This is a genomic window from Streptomyces sp. CNQ085 (assembly GCF_022614595.1).
In the GTDB taxonomy this organism is placed as follows: domain Bacteria; phylum Actinomycetota; class Actinomycetes; order Streptomycetales; family Streptomycetaceae; genus Streptomyces.
The window spans coordinates 31,826-48,725 of the sequence record NZ_JAJFAU010000018.1 but is presented as its reverse complement, the minus strand read 5'-3'; the positions used below and the strand labels follow the sequence as shown (position 1 = coordinate 48,725).

Annotated in this window: 14 protein-coding genes and 3 pseudogenes; 3 read left to right on the top strand and 14 right to left on the bottom strand. The window is 73.2% G+C overall.

Annotated elements, in window-relative coordinates; all coding sequences use genetic code 11:
• Together mycP and LJ221_RS05870 are read right to left on the bottom strand one after the other, a co-directional pair.
• A partial coding sequence (gene mycP / locus LJ221_RS05875; RefSeq protein WP_241714386.1) for a type VII secretion-associated serine protease mycosin occupies nt 1-1,154 on the bottom strand: 1,154 nt, incomplete at its 3' end.
• 5 nt (nt 1,155-1,159) lie between these two features.
• Nucleotides 1,160-1,944: pseudogene (locus tag LJ221_RS05870) on the bottom strand (hypothetical protein).
• 388 nt (nt 1,945-2,332) lie between these two features.
• Here LJ221_RS05870 and LJ221_RS05865 point away from each other — a divergent pair.
• Nucleotides 2,333-3,547 carry an amino acid deaminase/aldolase gene (locus LJ221_RS05865; RefSeq protein ID WP_241714375.1) on the top strand — a complete coding sequence of 405 codons (1,215 nt, stop codon included), beginning with the start codon at nt 2,333-2,335 and terminating at the stop codon, nt 3,545-3,547.
• A 28-nt stretch (nt 3,548-3,575) separates the two neighbouring features.
• Here LJ221_RS05865 and LJ221_RS05860 read toward each other — a convergent pair whose 3' ends face one another.
• Nucleotides 3,576-4,547: a DUF2510 domain-containing protein gene (locus LJ221_RS05860; protein WP_241714384.1), complete on the bottom strand. Its 972-nt coding sequence runs from the start codon at nt 4,545-4,547 to the stop codon at nt 3,576-3,578.
• A gap of 131 nt (nt 4,548-4,678) precedes the next feature.
• Entirely contained in the window at nt 4,679-5,482 is an 804-nt protein-coding gene (locus LJ221_RS05855; protein ID WP_241714373.1) for a helical backbone metal receptor, read from the bottom strand.
• A gap of 84 nt (nt 5,483-5,566) precedes the next feature.
• Here LJ221_RS05855 and LJ221_RS05850 point away from each other — a divergent pair, with 84 nt between their 5' ends.
• Nucleotides 5,567-6,475 carry a 5'-3' exonuclease gene (locus LJ221_RS05850; RefSeq protein ID WP_241714382.1) on the top strand — a complete coding sequence of 303 codons (909 nt, stop codon included), beginning with the start codon at nt 5,567-5,569 and terminating at the stop codon, nt 6,473-6,475.
• A 119-nt stretch (nt 6,476-6,594) separates the two neighbouring features.
• Nucleotides 6,595-6,702 (top strand): annotated as a pseudogene (locus LJ221_RS05845) (siderophore-interacting protein); the annotation flags it as partial.
• A gap of 68 nt (nt 6,703-6,770) precedes the next feature.
• Here LJ221_RS05845 and LJ221_RS05840 read toward each other — a convergent pair.
• From LJ221_RS05840 to pafA, 10 genes and pseudogenes are all read right to left on the bottom strand, one after another.
• Nucleotides 6,771-9,569, bottom strand: coding sequence for an RNA helicase (locus tag LJ221_RS05840; RefSeq protein ID WP_241714370.1), 2,799 nt, complete (start codon nt 9,567-9,569; stop codon nt 6,771-6,773).
• 66 nt (nt 9,570-9,635) lie between these two features.
• Nucleotides 9,636-9,895: pseudogene (locus tag LJ221_RS05835) on the bottom strand (sphingosine kinase); the annotation flags it as partial.
• Nucleotides 9,896-9,912: 17 nt separating this feature from the next.
• Nucleotides 9,913-10,821, bottom strand: coding sequence for a twin-arginine translocase subunit TatC (gene tatC, locus LJ221_RS05830; protein ID WP_241714368.1), 909 nt, complete (start codon nt 10,819-10,821; stop codon nt 9,913-9,915).
• Nucleotides 10,822-10,962: 141 nt separating this feature from the next.
• Nucleotides 10,963-11,247, bottom strand: a complete 285-nt coding sequence (gene tatA / locus LJ221_RS05825; protein ID WP_241714367.1) for a Sec-independent protein translocase subunit TatA — start codon at nt 11,245-11,247, stop codon at nt 10,963-10,965.
• Between the two features lie 251 nt (nt 11,248-11,498).
• A complete protein-coding gene (locus LJ221_RS05820; RefSeq protein WP_241714364.1) occupies nt 11,499-11,696 on the bottom strand; it encodes a hypothetical protein in 198 nt (65 codons plus the stop codon).
• Between the two features lie 59 nt (nt 11,697-11,755).
• Nucleotides 11,756-12,718 (bottom strand): YafY family protein, encoded by a 963-nt coding sequence (locus LJ221_RS05815; RefSeq protein ID WP_241714362.1) that lies wholly within the window; start codon nt 12,716-12,718, stop codon nt 11,756-11,758.
• A gap of 90 nt (nt 12,719-12,808) precedes the next feature.
• Nucleotides 12,809-13,792 carry a YafY family protein gene (locus tag LJ221_RS05810; protein ID WP_241714360.1) on the bottom strand — a complete coding sequence of 328 codons (984 nt, stop codon included), beginning with the start codon at nt 13,790-13,792 and terminating at the stop codon, nt 12,809-12,811.
• Between the two features lie 114 nt (nt 13,793-13,906).
• A complete protein-coding gene (locus tag LJ221_RS05805; RefSeq protein WP_241714358.1) occupies nt 13,907-14,278 on the bottom strand; it encodes an FKBP-type peptidyl-prolyl cis-trans isomerase in 372 nt (123 codons plus the stop codon).
• 79 nt (nt 14,279-14,357) lie between these two features.
• Nucleotides 14,358-15,368, bottom strand: coding sequence for an FKBP-type peptidyl-prolyl cis-trans isomerase (locus LJ221_RS05800; RefSeq protein WP_241714356.1), 1,011 nt, complete (start codon nt 15,366-15,368; stop codon nt 14,358-14,360).
• A 162-nt stretch (nt 15,369-15,530) separates the two neighbouring features.
• Nucleotides 15,531-16,892, bottom strand: a complete 1,362-nt coding sequence (gene pafA, locus LJ221_RS05795; RefSeq protein WP_241714354.1) for a Pup--protein ligase — start codon at nt 16,890-16,892, stop codon at nt 15,531-15,533.
• Nucleotides 16,893-16,900 lie beyond the last annotated feature (8 nt).

Here is a 16,900-nt window from a genome sequence, read left to right as displayed (position 1 = left end):
GCGGGCGCCAGCCGGCCGCCGCGGTCGCGCTCGGGCACCGGACCGGCGCCGAAGTACTCGCTCGGATACGCCTCGGCCACCGGCCGCTGCCGCCGCGGCTCGATCTTCGTACCCAGCTCGATGGCGGCGGCCGGATCGACGATGCCGCTGCCCAGTTCGTCGCTGCGTCCGCCGGGCGGGGTGTTCCGGGCGGTCTGCGCGATCAGCTCCTTGACCTGCGCCGGGCTGAGATCGGGGTGGGCGGCCCGTACCAGGGCCGCGCAACCGGAGACGAAGGCGGCCGCGGCACTGGTCCCCCAGCCCTCGTAGTACTCGCGGTCGGGGTAGGTGATGATCACGTCGTCGCCGGGGGCGCTGACGGTCGCGTACCAGCGGCGCGTGGAGAAGGGCGCACGCCGGCCGTCGCGGTCCACGGCGGTCACGGCGATCACGCCGGGGTAGGCGGCCGGATAGGAGGCCCGGTCGCCGTTCTCCCCGCCGTTGCCCGCGGAGGCGACCACCACCGATCCCCTGCCCAGCGCGTAGCGGACGGCGGCGTCCTCGGCCGGGTCGGGGTGGGCGGAGGCGCTGTCGTCGCCGAGGGAGAGGTTGATGATGTCTGCGCCCTGGTCGGCGGCCCAGCGAATGCCCTCGGCCAACGCCTCGCCGCGTTCCTTCCTGGCCCTCTTCCGCTGCGGGTCACCGTCCTCCAGCAGGACGCGCACGGGCAGGATCCGCGCCTCGGGGGCGACTCCGAGCACTCCCCGCGAATCACCGGGGCCGTGGCCGCGTCCGGCGATGATCCCGGCCATCGCCGTGCCGTGCCGTGCCCAGTGCCCGTCGCCCCGGCGGGCTCCGAAGCCGACGAGGTCCCTGCCCTCCAGCACCCGGTCGCGCAGGTCGGGGTGGCCGGCGTCGACGCCGGTGTCGAGCACGGCGACGGTGACGCCCTTCCCCCTGGTGGTGTTCCATGCCTCGCGCGCGCCCACCGCGTCCAGGCCCCACTGCCGGTCGCGCACCTCGTCGGCGTACGCGGCGGGAGCGGCCAGCGGGAGGGAGACGCAGAGCACCGCGAACACCGGCAGCGCGCGGAGCGGTCCGGTGGCGCGGCGGGAGCGGCCGGTACGGCGGGAGCGGCGGGCGTGCCGGGAGTCCGCGGAGGCGGGGAGGCCCATGGTGTTCATCGATCCTGTCCGGTTCCCTGAACGACGATGCGGCGCAGGCCGCGTTCGATGCGGTCGGCGATGCCGCGGGCGTCGTGGCCGAGGCCCGCCTGGGCGGGGGCGTTGGTCCGGCCCTCCAGAACGGCCTCGGAGGCCGGCTGCGGATCGCCGANNNCGTGGGCCCCCCCCCCCCCCCCCCCCCCCCCCCACGGCCGTCGGCGAAGCCGGAGACGGTGTAGACCACCACGGGGGCGTCGGTGAGCGGCCGGATCGTCCAGCTCGCGCGCTGGGCGTCGCCAAAACGGGCGGCGGCGGTGCCGCGCGCCGCGTACGGACGGGGCATCAGGCCGTCGCGCAGTTCGAGGTTCTCCTCGTCGAACCGTTCGCGCAGGGCGCGCATCCCCTTCTCACCGGTCTCGGTGAACAGCAGCCCGACCGTGGTGACGCTGCTGCCGGTCTCGTCGGTGTAGGTGGCGCGCAGCAGCCGCTCGCAGCCGGCCGGCGAGAGGACCTCGGCCAGCTTCGGGTCGAAGGCGTTGCGGCAGTCGGCGTCGGGGGCGACCGCCACCCGGGTCCAGAGGCGGTCGGCGCGCCCCGGCCCGGCGCCCCCGCCGCGCAGGATGCGGGGGAAGAGTGTGTCGACGGGTATCTCGTGCCACAGCGAGCGCGCCTCGGCGTAGCCGGCCGCAGGTCGCTCGCCGGAGCCGCCGGTGAGCCAGGTACCGGCGGCGGCCCCGCCCAGCAGCCCGAACCCCAGGACGAGACAGACGGCCGCGGCGGCGGTGCGGGCCGGACCGCGCACGCGCCGGTCCGGCCCCGGAGCGGTCTCCGGCTCCCCCGGCTCCCCCGGCGTCTCCGGACGCGCCGGGGGAGCCGCGAACCGCGGTGGCGGCGGCCCCGTCGCTATCGGAGGCGCGGCTGCCGCGGCCCGGTAGGCCCTCGGCGGCACTGCGGGCCGTGGTGGTACGACGGGCGGGAACGGAGCCCGGACCGGATCGGCCTCAGTGCTCACCGGCACCCCCTCGTTCTCTGTGCCGCCCCGTCGAGTCCCTTTCGGGGCAGGCCGGTCGGTATCGGGACATCACACCGCTGACCAGCGGCCCACGGTGGTGTGCGCGTCACTCTACGGGGATCGGGCACGGTGGCGGCAACCCGCGGCCCGGCACGGTGGACTCTGGCAAGCTGCCGGGGTGTTCGACTCCACCGCCGACCCCGCAGCCGACCGGGCCCGCTACGGCCGGGCCACCGCCCACCTCGACGCGCCGCTCGCCGTCGTCGATCTGGCGGCGTTCGACGCCAACGCCGCCGACCTGGCGCGCCGCGCCGACGGCAAGCCCCTCCGTGTGGCCAGCAAGTCGGTGCGCTGTCGTGCCCTGTTGGAGCGCGTACTGGCGCGGGACGGGTTCGCCGGGGTCATGGGCTTCACGCTCGCCGAGTCGCTGTGGCTGGCCCGCTGCGGGTTCGACGATGTCCTGCTCGCCTATCCGTCGGCGGACCGGGCCGGTTACGCCGAGCTGGCCTCCGACCCGAAGCTGGCCGCGGCCGTGACGGTGATGGTCGACGACCCCGCGCAGCTCGCCCTGATCGACGCCGCCCGCGGCGGCGGACGCGAGGAGGTCCGGGTCTGTCTGGAACTGGACGCCTCGCTGTGGCTGCTGGGGGGCCGGGTGCGGATCGGCGCACGGCGTTCGCCGCTGCACTCCCCGGCCCAACTGGCCGAACTGGCCCGGTCGGTGGCGCGCCGTCCCGGCTTCCGGCTGGTGGGCCTGATGGCGTACGAGGGGCATATCGCGGGTGTGGGCGACGCCCCTCCCGGGCGTCCGCTGCGCGCGCGGGCGGTACGGCTGATGCAGTCGGCCGCGCGGCGCGAGCTGGTCCAGCGGCGCGCGGCGGCGGTACGCGCGGTGCGGGCGGTGGCTCCGGACCTGGAGTTCGTCAACGGCGGCGGGACCGGGAGCGTGCAGCACACCGCCGCCGAGGACGCGGTCACCGAGGTCGCCGCCGGCTCGGGGCTGCTGTTGCCCCGGCTCTTCGACCACTACACCTCGTTCTCCGGCCGTCCCGCGGCACTGTTCGCGCAGCCGGTGGTGCGACGGCCCGGAGTGGGGGTGGTGACGGTACTCGGCGGCGGCTATCCGGCCTCCGGTGCGGCGGGCCGGGACCGGCTGCCGGTGCCGTATCTGCCGGCCGGACTGCGCTATGACCCGGCGGAGGGGCCCGGCGAGGTGCAGACGCCGCTGCTCGGGCCACCCGCCGACGACCTGCTGATCGGTGACAAGGTGTGGTTCCGGCACGCCAAGGCCGGGGAGCTGTGCGAGCGCTTCGCGGCGCTGCACCTGGTCGAGGGCGACCGGGTGGCGGCCACGGTGCCGACCTACCGCGGCGAGGGCCGCACCTTCCTGTAGACGACCCGGCGCCCCCGCCGACCGGGGCTCAGACCTCCATGCCGGGGCCGGCGGCGGGGCGGACGCCCGCCACGATCCGGTCCATCTCGCCGGGGCCCGGGGCATCGGCGTGGATGTCGAAGCCCAGACGCATCAGCAGCATCCGTCCGCTGCCGTCGGGGGCCGGGAAGGCGACGGACTCCACGTACGCGTCGGGTTCCAGTTCGTTGGTGATCCGCCAGCGCACCCGGTGGCCCTTCCGCCCCGCGACGGTGACCTCCGCGGAGGAGACCGCCTCGTGCTCCTCGATCCCGCCGTAGCCCCTGGCGTCGTAGGCCTCCTCGGCGTGGCGGACGATGTCCGCCTCGGCCGTCGCCCGCGGGCCCGCTCCCACGGGGCCTTCGGCGGCCCGCAGGGAGACCCCGGCGCGGACACAGGCGAGGGAGGCGTCCCCGGGGCAGGGGTAGGAACCGGAGGACATCCAGATCCCGTCGTCGGTCTCCGACTCCTTCCAGCCCTCGGGAACGGGGACGCTGACGCCGTTGGCCCGGTCGACCGCGGTGCCGGGGGTGCTGTCGTCCTCCTCCCCTTCCTCCTCCCCGTCCAGCTCGTCCTCCCCCGGTCCGCCGGGCGGAGTACCACCCGGCTTCTCGTCCGCGCCCGCGGTGGTGTCGGACTGCGCCCGGTGGCCGCCGGAACCGCCGGTGTCGCCGAGCAGGAGCAGTCCTCCCGCCAGGGCCGCGCTCACCGCGACCGCGGCGGCGATGACGGCGGCCACCAGCGGTCCGCGCGACGGCCCCGCCCCCGGCTCCCGCGAGGAGTGGGACGGCTGCCCGTATGGGATGTGCGTGTCCACAGCGGCGTACGTGTCGTACGCGGCGTATCCGGTGTGTGCGTCGTACGTGCCGGCGCCGGCGGGGCGGGTGTGGCCGGTCCAGGCCGAGCCGTCCCACCAGCGCTCCGGTGCCTGACCGGGCCCCGTGTGCCCGGGATCCGTGTACCAGCCGGGCGGTGTCGTCATGCTCACGGCGTGCACAGTAGCGGCAACCGGCGCCCGGGGGGGGCGGTGCGCCCCCATCGGCCGCGGCGGTGCGGCATACGCCCCGGCGGGAGTGCGTGGCACCGGGGGTACGGAGGCCGCGGCGCCGCCGGTCAGGGCGCCGGGGCGGCCGGCGGGCCGGACGAGGCGGCGGCCAGCGCCGCGCCGAGCACGGCCGGCGCCTCGGCCAGCGAGGGCCCGTACCAGGTCAGATGCCGCCCGCTGACCAGGGCCACGGGCAGGCCGGGGAACGCCTCGGGGCCGTCGTCGACGGTGAAGCGGTACGGCTCGTCGGGGAGCACCACGAGATCGGCACGGCCCGGCTCGTTCAACTCCCCGATCCCGGCGCGCGGGTAGCGCTCGGCATCGCCCGCGTAGGCGTTGCGCACACCGAGGCGGGCCAGGAGGTCGCCCGCGAAGGTGTCCCGGCCCAGCACCATCCATGGCCGCCGCCAGACCGGCACCACGGCGATGGCGTCGGCGGCGGGGCGTACCGTGTTCCAGCCGTCCTCGGCCTCGTCCAGCCAGGCGGGCCGGGACAGTCCGCACCCGGCGGTGAGCACCCGGTCCAGTTCGGCGAACGCCTGCGGGAGCGTGCGGATCTCGGTGACCAGCACCTCGATGCCCGCACCGCGCAGGGCGGCGAGGTCGGCGGAGCGGTTCTCCTCCTCGTTGGCGACGACCAGATCGGGGCGGAGGGCCGCGATCCGCTCCAGGTCGGGATTCTTGGTGCCCCGCACCCGCGCCACGTCGAGGCCGGGCGGATGACTGCACCAGTCGGTGGCCCCGACCAGCAGTTCCGGGCCGGTGGCGGCTACGGCCTCGGTCAGCGACGGCACCAGCGAGACGACGCGGCGGACGGCGCCGCGGCCCGGGACCCGTACCGAGGGGGACTGGTGTCGCCGTGGGGTCCGCATGCGACCAGCCTAGGCCCGGCGCCCGGTGCGGGCCCGGCTGTCCGACCCGTGCGGCATGATCGGGGCGTGACCACGCCACGCCTGATGCTTCTCGACGCCGCGTCCCTCTACTACCGCGCCTACTTCGGGGTCCCCGAGTCGGTCAGGGCGCCCGACGGCACCCCGGTCAACGCGGTGCGCGGGCTGCTGGACTTCATCGCCCGCCTGGTGCGCGACCACCACCCCGGCGGCCTGGTCGCCTGCATGGACAACGACTGGCGGCCGCACTGGCGGGTCGAGCTGATCCCGTCCTACAAGGCGCACCGGGTGGCGGAGGAGTCCGGCCGGGGCCCCGACGTGGAGGAGACCCCCGACACGCTCTCCCCGCAGATCCCGGTGATCGAGGAGGTACTGGACGCGGTCGGCATCGCCAGGGTCGGCGCGGACGGCTACGAGGCCGACGACGTGATCGGCACCCTCGCCCGGCGGGCAGGCGGCCCGGTGGACATCGTCACCGGCGACCGCGACCTGTTCCAGCTCGTCGACGACGCGCGCGGCGTGCGGGTGCTCTGTCCCGTCAGGGGCATGGGCGACCCCGTGGTCGTCGACGAAGCGGTCCTGCGGGAGAAGTACGGTGTGGCGAGCGGGGCGGCGTACGCGGATCTGGCCCTGCTGCGCGGCGACCCGAGCGACGGGCTGCCGGGCGTGGCCGGCGTCGGCGAGAAGACCGCGGCCCGGCTGCTTCAGTCGTACGGTGATCTGGACGGCATCCTGGCCGCCGTCGGCGATCCTTCCTCCGGCCTGACTCCCGCACAGCGGCGGAAGCTGGGGGCGGCGCGGGAGTACCTGGCCGTGGCGCCGAAGGTGGTGCGGGTGGCCGGGGACGTGGCGCTGCCGGAGTTCGACCCGGTGCTTCCGGTCGAGCCGCCGCACGCCCAGAAGCTGGAGGAGCTGGCCGGGCGGTGGGGGCTGGGCGGCTCGCTGCGGCGGCTGCTGGACGCCCTGGCGGGCTGAGCGCGCTCACGCCCGGCCGGGGCGGTTCGACGGACTCCCCGTATGGCTGGGCATGCCTGGTTTTAGGGGGGTTCCGTAACAGACCGTCCCACCCGTCGCACGCCCCGCCTGCACCGGGCTCGGTCTCCGGCTACTGGCGCCTGGGCCATGACGAGGACGGCCGGCAGGCGTCGAAGCGGGAGCGGAACGCACAGGTGGAGGCGGAGCAGGAGGAGACGCCCGGCGCCCCCGTCCCACCCGGCGCACGCGCCGGGCCGGGAGACCGGGCGGTGTCCCGGTCCGGTCTCCCGGCCCGTCAGCCGACGGAGGTGTACGCCACCACGCCGCGCACGACCCTCTCGGAAGCCCTGCGGGCGTTGCGCGCCACCGTGCCGCCCTCGGGCGCCGCCGCAGCGATCTGGCCGAGCACGTCGACCAGTTGCTTGCACCAGCGCACGAAGTCACCGGCGGGCATCTCGGCCTCCCTCAGCACCGAGTCCAGACTGTCGCCCTCCGCCCAGCGGTGGGCGATCCAGGCGAAGCCGAGATCGGGCTCGCGCTGGCCCACGCCCTCGGACTGGTTGATCCGGTGCTCCTCCTCCAAGGCGTCCAGCCGGCCCCAGATGCGGACCATCTCCCCCAGCGCGTCCTTGGCCTTCCCTCCGGGCAGCACCGGCTGGAGGGCATCGTCGGCCGAGCGCGCCTCGTAGACCAGGGCCGAAGCGCAGGCGGCCAGTTCGGTCGGGGACAGGCCCTCCCAGACTCCCTCGCGCAGGCACTCGCTCGCCAGCAGGTCCAGTTCGCCGTAGAGCCGGGCCAGCCGTCTGCCGTCCTCGGTCACCTCGTCACCGCGCAGATAGCCCAGGTCGGACAGGAGCGCGTAGACGCGGTCGAAGGTGCGGGCGATGGTGTTGGTACGGCCCTCGATGCGGCGCTCCAGTTGCCGGGTGTCACGCCTGAGGCGGTGGTAGCGCTCCGCCCAGCGGGCGTGCGCCTCGCGCTCGTCGCAGCCGTGGCAGGGATGGGCGCGGATCGCCTTGCGCAGCCGTGCGATCCCGGCGTCGTCGGCGGCCTCCGGGCGCTGTCCGCGGCGGGTGCGTCCCGGCTCGTGGTGGCCGGCCCTGGTGCGCAGCGCGGAGGCCAGGTCCCGGCGGGACTGCGGGCTGCGCGGGTTGAAGGACTTGGGGATCCGCATGCGCTCCAGCGGTTCGACGGGCACGGGGAAGTCCATCGAGGCCAGCCGCTTGACCTGCCTGGCGGCGGTCAGCACCAGCGGACGGGGGCCGTCGTGGTGGTCCCAGCCGTGGCTGCGCCCGGCCGGAACCCCCGGGTCCAGTACGAGGGCGAGCCCGGCGAACTTGCCGGTGGGCACGTGGATCACATCGCCCGGCCGCAGCTTCTCCAGCGAGTCGGCCGCCGCCGCACGCCGCTGGAGAGCGCCCTGCCGGGCCAGTTCGGTCTCGCGGTCCTTCAGCTCGCGCCGCAGCCGCGCGTACTCCTCGAAATCACCGAGGTGGCAGGTCATCGCCTCGCGGTACCCCTCCAGGCCCTCCTCGTTGCGCTGCACCTTCCGGGAGATGCCGACGACCGCGCGGTCGGCCTGGAACTGCGCGAAGGATGTCTCCAGCAGTTCGCGCGAACGGTGCCGCCCGAACTGCGAGACCAGGTTGACCGCCATGTTGTACGACGGTCGGAAGGAGGAGCGCAGCGGGTAGGTGCGGGCGCCGGCCAGACCGGCCAGGGCCCCCGGGTCCATGCCGCGCTGCCACAGCACCACCGCGTGGCCCTCGATGTCGATGCCGCGCCGCCCCGCGCGCCCGGTGAGCTGGGTGTACTCGCCGGGAGTGATGTCGACGTGCTGCTCACCGTTCCACTTGACCAGCTTCTCCAGCACCACCGACCGGGCGGGCATGTTGATGCCCAGGGCGAGAGTCTCGGTGGCGAAGACGGCCTTGACCAGACCGCGGACGAACAGTTCCTCGACGACCTCCTTGAAGGTCGGCAGCATGCCCGCGTGGTGTGCGGCGATGCCCCGCTCCAGGCCCTCCAGCCACTCGAAGTAGCCCAGGACGTGCAGGTCCTCGTCGGGGATGGAGGCGGTGCGCTCTTCGACCAGTTCGCGCACCCGCGCCCGCTCCCCGGCGTCGTTCAGCCGCAGCCCGGCGTACAGGCACTGCTGTACGGCCGCCTCGCAGCCGGCGCGGCTGAAGATGAAGGTGATTGCCGGAAGCAGTCCCTGGGAGTCGAGCCGGTCGATCACCTCGGCACGGCCGGGCGTCCAGATCCGGCTGCGCTGGCGCCGCTCACGCTCCCGGTCGGCCTCGCGCACCGGCTTGCCGCGGCGCCTCTCGCGGACGGAGGGCAGGCGACTGTTCTCCATCTGGGCCATGCGCAGCAGGTCCGGGCTGACCTCGCGGCGGCCGTTCCTCTCCTCGAACAGGTCGTACATCCGCCGTCCGGCCAGCACGTGCTGCCACAGCGGCACAGGCCGGTGCTCGGAGACGATCACCTCGGTGTCGCCGCGGACGGTGTCCAGCCAGTCCCCGAACTCCTCCGCGTTGGAGACGGTGGCCGACAGCGACACCAGCGTCACCGAGTCTGGGAGGTGGATGATGACCTCCTCCCAGACCGCGCCGCGGAACCGGTCGGATAGGTAGTGCACCTCGTCCATCACCACGTAGCCCAGGCCGGCGAGCGCCTGCGAGCCGGCGTAGAGCATGTTCCGCAGGACTTCGGTGGTCATCACGATCACCGGTGCGCCGGAGTTGATGCTGTTGTCGCCCGTCAGCAGGCCGACATTCCGCGCGCCGTGGCGTTTGACCAGGTCGTTGTACTTCTGGTTGGACAGCGCCTTGATGGGCGTGGTGTAGAAGCACTTACGGCCCCGGGCGAGGGCCAGGTGGACGGCGAACTCACCCACGATCGTCTTGCCGGATCCGGTGGGTGCCGCGACCAGCACGCCCTTGCCGGCCTCCAGTGCCCTGCACGCCTCGATCTGGAACGGGTCCAGCTCGAAGTCGTACATCTCGCGGAAGGGAGCCAGAGCGGTGGCCTGCTCGGCGGCGCGGACCCGGGCGGCGGCGTAACGCTCTGCTGGGGACATGTCCTCGGTCATCGTACTTACGAGCCTACCGGCCACCGCCGACGATGCGCCCGACACTCACGGCCCCGCGGACTCCGGCGCGATCACCCGTCCCTCCCCGGCCGGGTCGCGTACGGGCAGGCCCAGGGCGCGGGCGATGTCGTTGCGGACCGCGACGAGGCCCAGCGGGGTGCCGCGCCGGCCACCGCCTGGAGGGCGAGGGAGGTCATGCCATCCGCGCCGACGACCGTGCGCACCGGGAAGCCCGCGCGCAGGGCGCGTGCGGCGGGCCGGGCGGCTCCCCCACCGCGGCCGTGGCCCGCGGTGGGGTTGATGAACAGGATGATCTCACCGCTCACGCGCGGACCATACCGGTTCAGGTGGCGTCGTCGTAACCGTTGCGCCTGGTCGGGCCGCCCTCAGCGGTGCCCTCGGGCAGGGCGGAGGGACCGTCGGCGGGCTCGATCGCCCCGACCTTCTCCGGAGTGTGGTCGAGCGGGGACGCCTCGTCGTCGCTCAGTCCGGCGTAGGGGTCCATGCGACTGCGGCGACGGTCGTTGAACAGGGAGATACCGACGGCGATGAAGTACAGCAGCACGATCGGCGCTGCCAGGGCGCCCATGGTCAGCGGGTCACCGCTGGGGGTGGCGACGGCCGCGAAGAGGGTGATGCAGATGACCATGACCCGCCACCAGCCCAGCAGCCTGCGGCCGGTGACGATGCCGCCGAAGTTCAGCATCACCAGCACCAGGGGCAGCTCGAAGGCGAGCCCGAAGACAATCACCATCCGCGTGATGATGTCGAGGAGTTCGTCCAGCGGGACGAGGTTGCCGGTGCCCTCGGGGGTGAACTCGATCAGGGTGGCGGCCATCGTCGGCAGGACGATGTACGCGAGATAGGCGCCGCCGAGGAAGAGCGGCACACCTGCCGCGACGAAGGAGCGGGCGTACTTCTTCTCGTGGCTGTGCAGACCGGGGGCGAGGAAGGCCCACAGCTGGTAGAGCCAGACCGGGCAGGCCAGCACCATACCGGTGGTGAGCCCCACCTTGAGCATGAGGGTGAAGGGCGCGATCACACCACTGATGGTGATCTCGGCGCAGGCCTCACCCTTCTCGGCGGCCCGGCCGAAGCCCTCGGTGCAGCCGACGGCGTCGCGGAGGGGGTCGGTGAGGAAGTCGGCGATCTGCTTGTAGTACACCAGCCCGACGACGGTGACGACCAGGATGGCCAGCACCGACTTCATCAGGCGGTTGCGCAGCTCCCGCAGGTGCTCCGCGAGCGGCATGCGCCCCTCTGGATCCCTCTGCGGCTTCCCCTGTTTGCGGGCGGACTTGAGCAACCCACGTCCTCGGTGTCAGTGGCGGTGTGCCGGGTGCCGGTATCCGGCCCCGGTGGCGCCGGGCCCGTCACCGGGCCTGGGTCCGGATCAGTTCTTGGTGGTCTGCTGGCCGGGCTCGTTCACCGGCCGGGAGCTGGTGACGTCGCCGGGCGCGGCCTGAATGGTCCTGGGCGCGGCCTGCTGGGCGGAGGCGTCCTGCTGGGCGGCCGCCTCGTTCTCGCTCTCCTTCTTCATGGCCTTGGCCTCGCTCTTGAGGATGCGGGCCGACTTGCCGAGCGAACGGGCCATGTCGGGGAGCTTCTTGGCGCCGAACAGCAGCAGGACGACGAGGAGGATCAGTACGATCTCCATGGGCCTCAGATTGCCGATCATGTGCCACTACCTTCTCGCCGGGGCGGCGGTCTTTTGTGCCTGCCCTACTGATTCGGACGGGCTTCCTCATGCTGGTGCGCTGGCAGCGATCGTAACCCCGGGGGGTGAACGAGGGGCAATGCCTCCGCGTCATCCCGGTGCCGGTCACGGACGCCGTGGGTACGCCGTCTTGAAGGGTACCGCCCCGGGGGCCGGACATGGAGGGGGCGACGCCCGGCAACCGCACCGGGGCACACCTCCGTGTGTGCCGTTCAGCGCTCGATCCGCGCCCGTGCGGCCAGAGGGGTCGCGGCCCGCTCCAGATCCTCGGCAGCCCGGGCGAGGTACTCGCAGCCGTCGCCGACCGCGCGGGCGAAGCGCCGCACCTCCAGTCCCACCCGGACGGCGAGGACACCGAGCACGGCGATTCCGCAGAAGGCGAGCGCGAGGAAGAACATGGGCCAGAGCATGGGGCGAGCGTAGTGGACGATCCCGTCCGGGCAGACCCGGAACGGGTGGAGTCCGGCCTTCAGTCGCCGTACGCCGCCAGCGCCTCCCGGGCCGCGTCCCGGGCGCTGTCGGCCAGCTCACCCGGGGAGACGATCCGGCCGTCGCGCCCCAGCCGCAGGGCCAGACGGCGCAGGGAGGCCGGATCGGGGGCGCGCAAGGTGATCCGCAGACCGCCCTCGGACATCTCCTCGGCGCTGTCGTACGGGTAGTACTCGGCCACCCAGCGCCCGCCCGGCCCCACCTCGATCACCACCTGGGGGTCCTCGGCGGAGGGCTGGACCAGCCCCTCGGACAGGTCGCGCAGCTCCACCGGCGGCGGGTCGGAAGGCTCGTCCAGCAGCCTGATCTCGGCCACACGGTCCAGCCGGAAGGTGCGGTGCGCCTCGGACAGGCGGCACCAGGCCTCGACATAGGTGTGGCCGACGGCGAACAGCCGGATCGGGTCGATCTCGCGCTCGGTCAGCGTGTCGCGCGTCGGCGAGTAGTAGCGGATCCACAGCTTGCGGCGCTCGGCGATGGCCCGGTCCACGTCGGCGAAGACCCCGCCCTCGGACTCGAAGGTGACCGACAGCCGGGAGCTGGCCCCGGCGCTCTCGCCCGCCGCCGCCTCGATCTTGGCGGTGGCACGCTGGAGGGCCTCGCGGTCGCTCTCGCGCAGCCCCGGCAGGGTGGCGACGGCCCGTGCGGCCACCAGCAGGGCGGTGGCCTCGTCGGCGGCCAGCCGCAGGGGTTCGCCGGTGCTGGAGCCCACCGCGTCGGCGTTGTGCCACCAGATGCGCTCGCCGTCGGTGTCGATGTCCAGCAGGTCCCCGCCGCGGAAGCTGGTGCCGCACATCGGCAGGACGTGGAGGTCGGAGATCAGCTCGTCGGTGGTGATGCCGAAGGCCCGGGCGACGTCCTCGACGCGGGCGCCGGGCCGCTCGCGCAGATACGTCACCAGGGACAGCATCCGGCGGGTCTGGTCGATGGCGTTGGTGGCCATGTCGGTGGTGCCTCTTCCCTGAGTTCCCTCAAGCCCTCGCCGGCCCCGTGCCGGGCCGGCCCGCTCCGTGCGGCCCCTCCCCGGAGCCGGTCATCCCTTGGCCACGGCGCGCAGCCGGTCCACCACGTCGGCCCGCAGCTCGGCGGGCTCCAGCACGACCACGTCCGGCCCGAACTCCACCAGCCAGGCGTCCAGCCCGTGGCCGTAGGGGATCTCCAGCTCGTCCCAGCCGTCCCCCGTGTCACGCGTCCGAAGGGCCCTGGCCCGCAGCGGGTAGCCGGCGCCCTGCCGCAGCCGGATGCGGGCGGTGGCGGTGGCGATCTCCCCGGCCCACCGTTCGACGGTCTCGCGTACGGTGACGTGGTCGGGCGCCTCGGAGGTGTAGGCCCCGGCGCGGGAGCGCACCGGGCCGGTGATGCGGGAGAGCCGGAAGACCCGCTCGGCGCCCCGGTCCCGGTCGTGGCCGGCCAGGTACCAGTGGCCGCGCCAGCACTCCAGCGTCCACGGCTCCACGTGCCGGGTCTCGGGGCGGGCGGCGTTGGACTTGCGGTAGGCGAAGGTGACCGGGCGGCGGTCGCGGCAGGCGAGCATCAGCGGTTCGAAGGCGGCCTCGCGCACCGGGATGCGCGGTTCCAGGGCGCTGTGGCCGCCGTACGGGTCCTCCGTGCCGGTGTCGGCCAGTGGCATCCCGGCGGCGCGCAGCTTCTGCAGGGCGCCGCTGGCAGCCCCGGCCAGACGGGCCTGCTGCCACACCTTGGCGGCCAGGGTGAGGGCGGCGGCCTCCTCGGCGTCCAGGACGACGGGCGGGAGGCGGTTGCTGTCGCGGCGGGCCTGGTAGGCGATCTCGCCCTCCAGGTTCTCCACCGTCTCGATCACCAGGCCGAGCTCGCGCAGATCGTCCTTGTCGCGCTCGAACATCCGGTTGAAGGCGTCCTCGCCGCCCCTGCCCGGTCCTCCGCCGACCTCCAGGTACGCCTCGATCGAGGCCCGCAGCTCGCGCTTGGTCAGCGGGCGCCGCGTCCCCAGCAGGCACAGCGCCAGATTCATCAGCCGCTCAGCCTTGGCAATGGCCATCGACGCCCTCTCTCGTACTCGTCCCGACCGTCGACCGTACCGCTCCGGACGGGCCCGCCACAAAGCCCGGGCCCCCGTCGTGCGACGGGGGCCCGGGCCGGTGTTCCACCGGTCTCAGACGGAGACCAGGTCGCAGACGAAGATGAGCGTCTCGCCCGGCTTGATCCGGCCGCCGGCGCCGCGGTCGCCGTAGGCCATGTGGGGCGGGATGATCAGTTGGCGGCGCCCGCCGACCTTCATGCCCTGCACGCCCTGGTCCCAGCCGGAGATGACCTGGCCGACGCCGAGCTGGAAGCTCAGCGGGGTGCCGCGGTTCCAGCTCGCGTCGAACTCCTCACCGGTGGAGAAGGCGACGCCCACATAGTGCACGGAGACGGTGTCGCCGGCCTTGGCGACCGGTCCGTCGCCCTCCCAGATGTCCTTGACCTCCAGGTCGGCCGGGGGCTCGCCGCCCGGGAAGTCGATCTCGGGCTTGTCGGTGCTCACGAAGTTGCTCCTACGAACGTTTCCATCGGTCAACCGGGTCAGTCTCGCAGACCCGGCGGGCCGCCGACGAAGAAGATCGTCAGACCTTGCCGACGATGTCCACGACGAACACCAACGTGTTCTCGGCCAGCTCCGACTGCGGGTTGTCGGCATAGGCGAGCTTCGGCGGGATGACCAGGAGGACGCGGTCGCCGACCTTCCTGCCGACCAGCGCCTCGTCCCAGCCCTTGACGACCTTGCCGGTTCCGATCTGGAAGGCGGTGGCGCCGCCGTGGTCCCAGGAGGAGTCGAACTTCTCGCCGTCCTCCCACTTGACCCCGGTGTACTGGGCGATCAGGCCGTCGCCGGCCTCCACCTCGGGTCCGTCGCCCTCGATCAGCACCTGCTGCTCCAGCTCCCCGGGGGCCTTCACCCCCTTGGGGACGGTGATGGTGGCGGCCTTCTGCCCGTCGGCCTCCACCTCGGGCATGCCCTCACCGGTGGCCGCCTGCTCGCCCTCGGCCTCGGCCTCGGCGTCGGTCCTGGCGGAGGCGACGGCGTCGATCACCCAGACCATGCCGTCGGCTCCGTCGATCCCGAGCTGCGGGTTGATCGAGTCGCCCATGATCGCCTCGGCGGTGCCCTCGATCAGGACGCGGCTGCCGACCCGCTCACCGATCAGGGACCGGGTGACCGGCTCGGGGAGCCCCTGCCCCTCACCGAGTCGCAGGACCTCCTGACGGTGGGCGTCGCCCTCGGAGGCGCCTTCCGGCCGCTGCTTCCAGGTGTTGACCAGCTCCTGGCCGTTGCTGGTCATCAGGATGTCCATGCGGACGAAGTCTCCCTCGTCGAGCTTGTCGCCCTTGCCCTCGGCGACCGTCCGCACGGCTGCCTCGTCGGGGGCTTCGGCGTCCTCGGCGACGGTGAGCTTCGGCTCCTCGCCGACCTTGCCGGAGACCTTCGTGAGGGCTTCGGAGGAACCGTCGGACCCGTCGGAGCCGCATGCCGCGGTGAACAGCAGGGCGGGAACGACCAGGGCCGCGGCGACGCGGCGGCCGGCCTTCGCCAGGGTGCGGGGGTGTGGGGGGCGTCCCCCTCGAGATTGCAGCATCAGTCCAACTCGCGGTGTAGGGGATGTCCGGGCGTTCCGGGCGTGCCGGTCACTCTACGGGCCGCCCGGCCCACCTCCCACAACTTCCGGAAGGGCCGGTTTCGTTCCCGCGCCCGGGGCCGTGCCGGTGCGGCACGGCCCCGGGCGCGCCGTCCGCCGGGCTCACATGCCGGCGATGAGCTTCTCCACGCGCTCGTCCACCGACCGGAACGGGTCCTTGCACAGCACCGTGCGTTGGGCCTGGTCGTTCAGCTTCAGGTGCACCCAGTCCACCGTGAAGTCGCGGCGCTGCTCCTGGGCCCGGCGGATGAAGTCGCCGCGCAGCCGGGCACGGGTGGTCTGCGGCGGCACGGACTTGCCCTCGAAGATCTTGACATCGTTGCAGATCCGGGCCGCCTGCCCCTTCCGCTCCAGCAGGTAGTACAGCCCGCGGCGGCGGTGGATGTCGTGGTACGCGAGGTCTATCTGAGCGACCCGGGGGTGGGACATGGTGATGTCGTTCTTGGCCCGGTACCGCTCGATGAGCTGGTACTTCATCACCCAGTCGATCTCGGTGTTGACCTTGTCCAGCTCCTGGGTGCGGACCGCTTCCAGGGTGCGGCCCCACAGCTCCAGCACCTGATCCACCACACCCGTGCGGATGCCCCGGCGCTCACAGAAGTCGGCGGCCTTCTCGTAGTACTCCTGCTGCACCTCCAGCGCGGAGGCCTCGCGCCCGTTGGCCAGCCGGACCTTGCGCCGGCCGGTGATGTCGTTGCTGACCTCGCGGATCGCCCGGATCGGGTTCTCCAGGGTGAGGTCGCGCATGACCGTGCCCGCCTCGATCATGCGCAGCACCAGGTCGGTGGCGCCGACCTTGAGCAGCATGGTCGTCTCGGACATGTTGGAGTCGCCGACGATGACGTGGAGGCGGCGGTAGCGCTCGGCGTCGGCGTGCGGCTCGTCGCGGGTGTTGATGATCGGCCGGGACCGGGTGGTGGCGGAGCTGACGCCCTCCCAGATGTGCTCGGCGCGCTGGCTGACGCAGTAGACCGCGCCGCGCGGGGTCTGGAGCACCTTGCCGGCGCCGCAGATGAGCTGCCGGGTCACCAGGAACGGGATGAGGATGTCCGCCAGGCGCGAGAACTCCCCGTGCCGGGCCACGAGGTAGTTCTCGTGGCAGCCGTAGGAGTTGCCGGCCGAGTCGGTGTTGTTCTTGAACAGGTAGACATCGCCCGCGATGCCCTCCTCGTGGAGGCGTCGCTCGGCGTCGACGAGGAGTCCCTCGAGGGTACGCTCGCCCGCCTTGTCGTGGGTGACCAGCTCGGTCACGTTGTCGCACTCCGGAGTGGCGTACTCCGGATGCGAGCCCACGTCGAGGTAGAGGCGGGCGCCGTTGCGGAGGAAGACGTTGCTGCTGCGGCCCCATGACACGACACGGCGGAAGAGGTACCGCGCCACCTCGTCAGGAGACAGGCGCCGCTGTCCCCGAAACGTACACGTGACGCCGTACTCGTTCTCCAGCCCGAAGATTCGGCGGTCCATGAATGAAC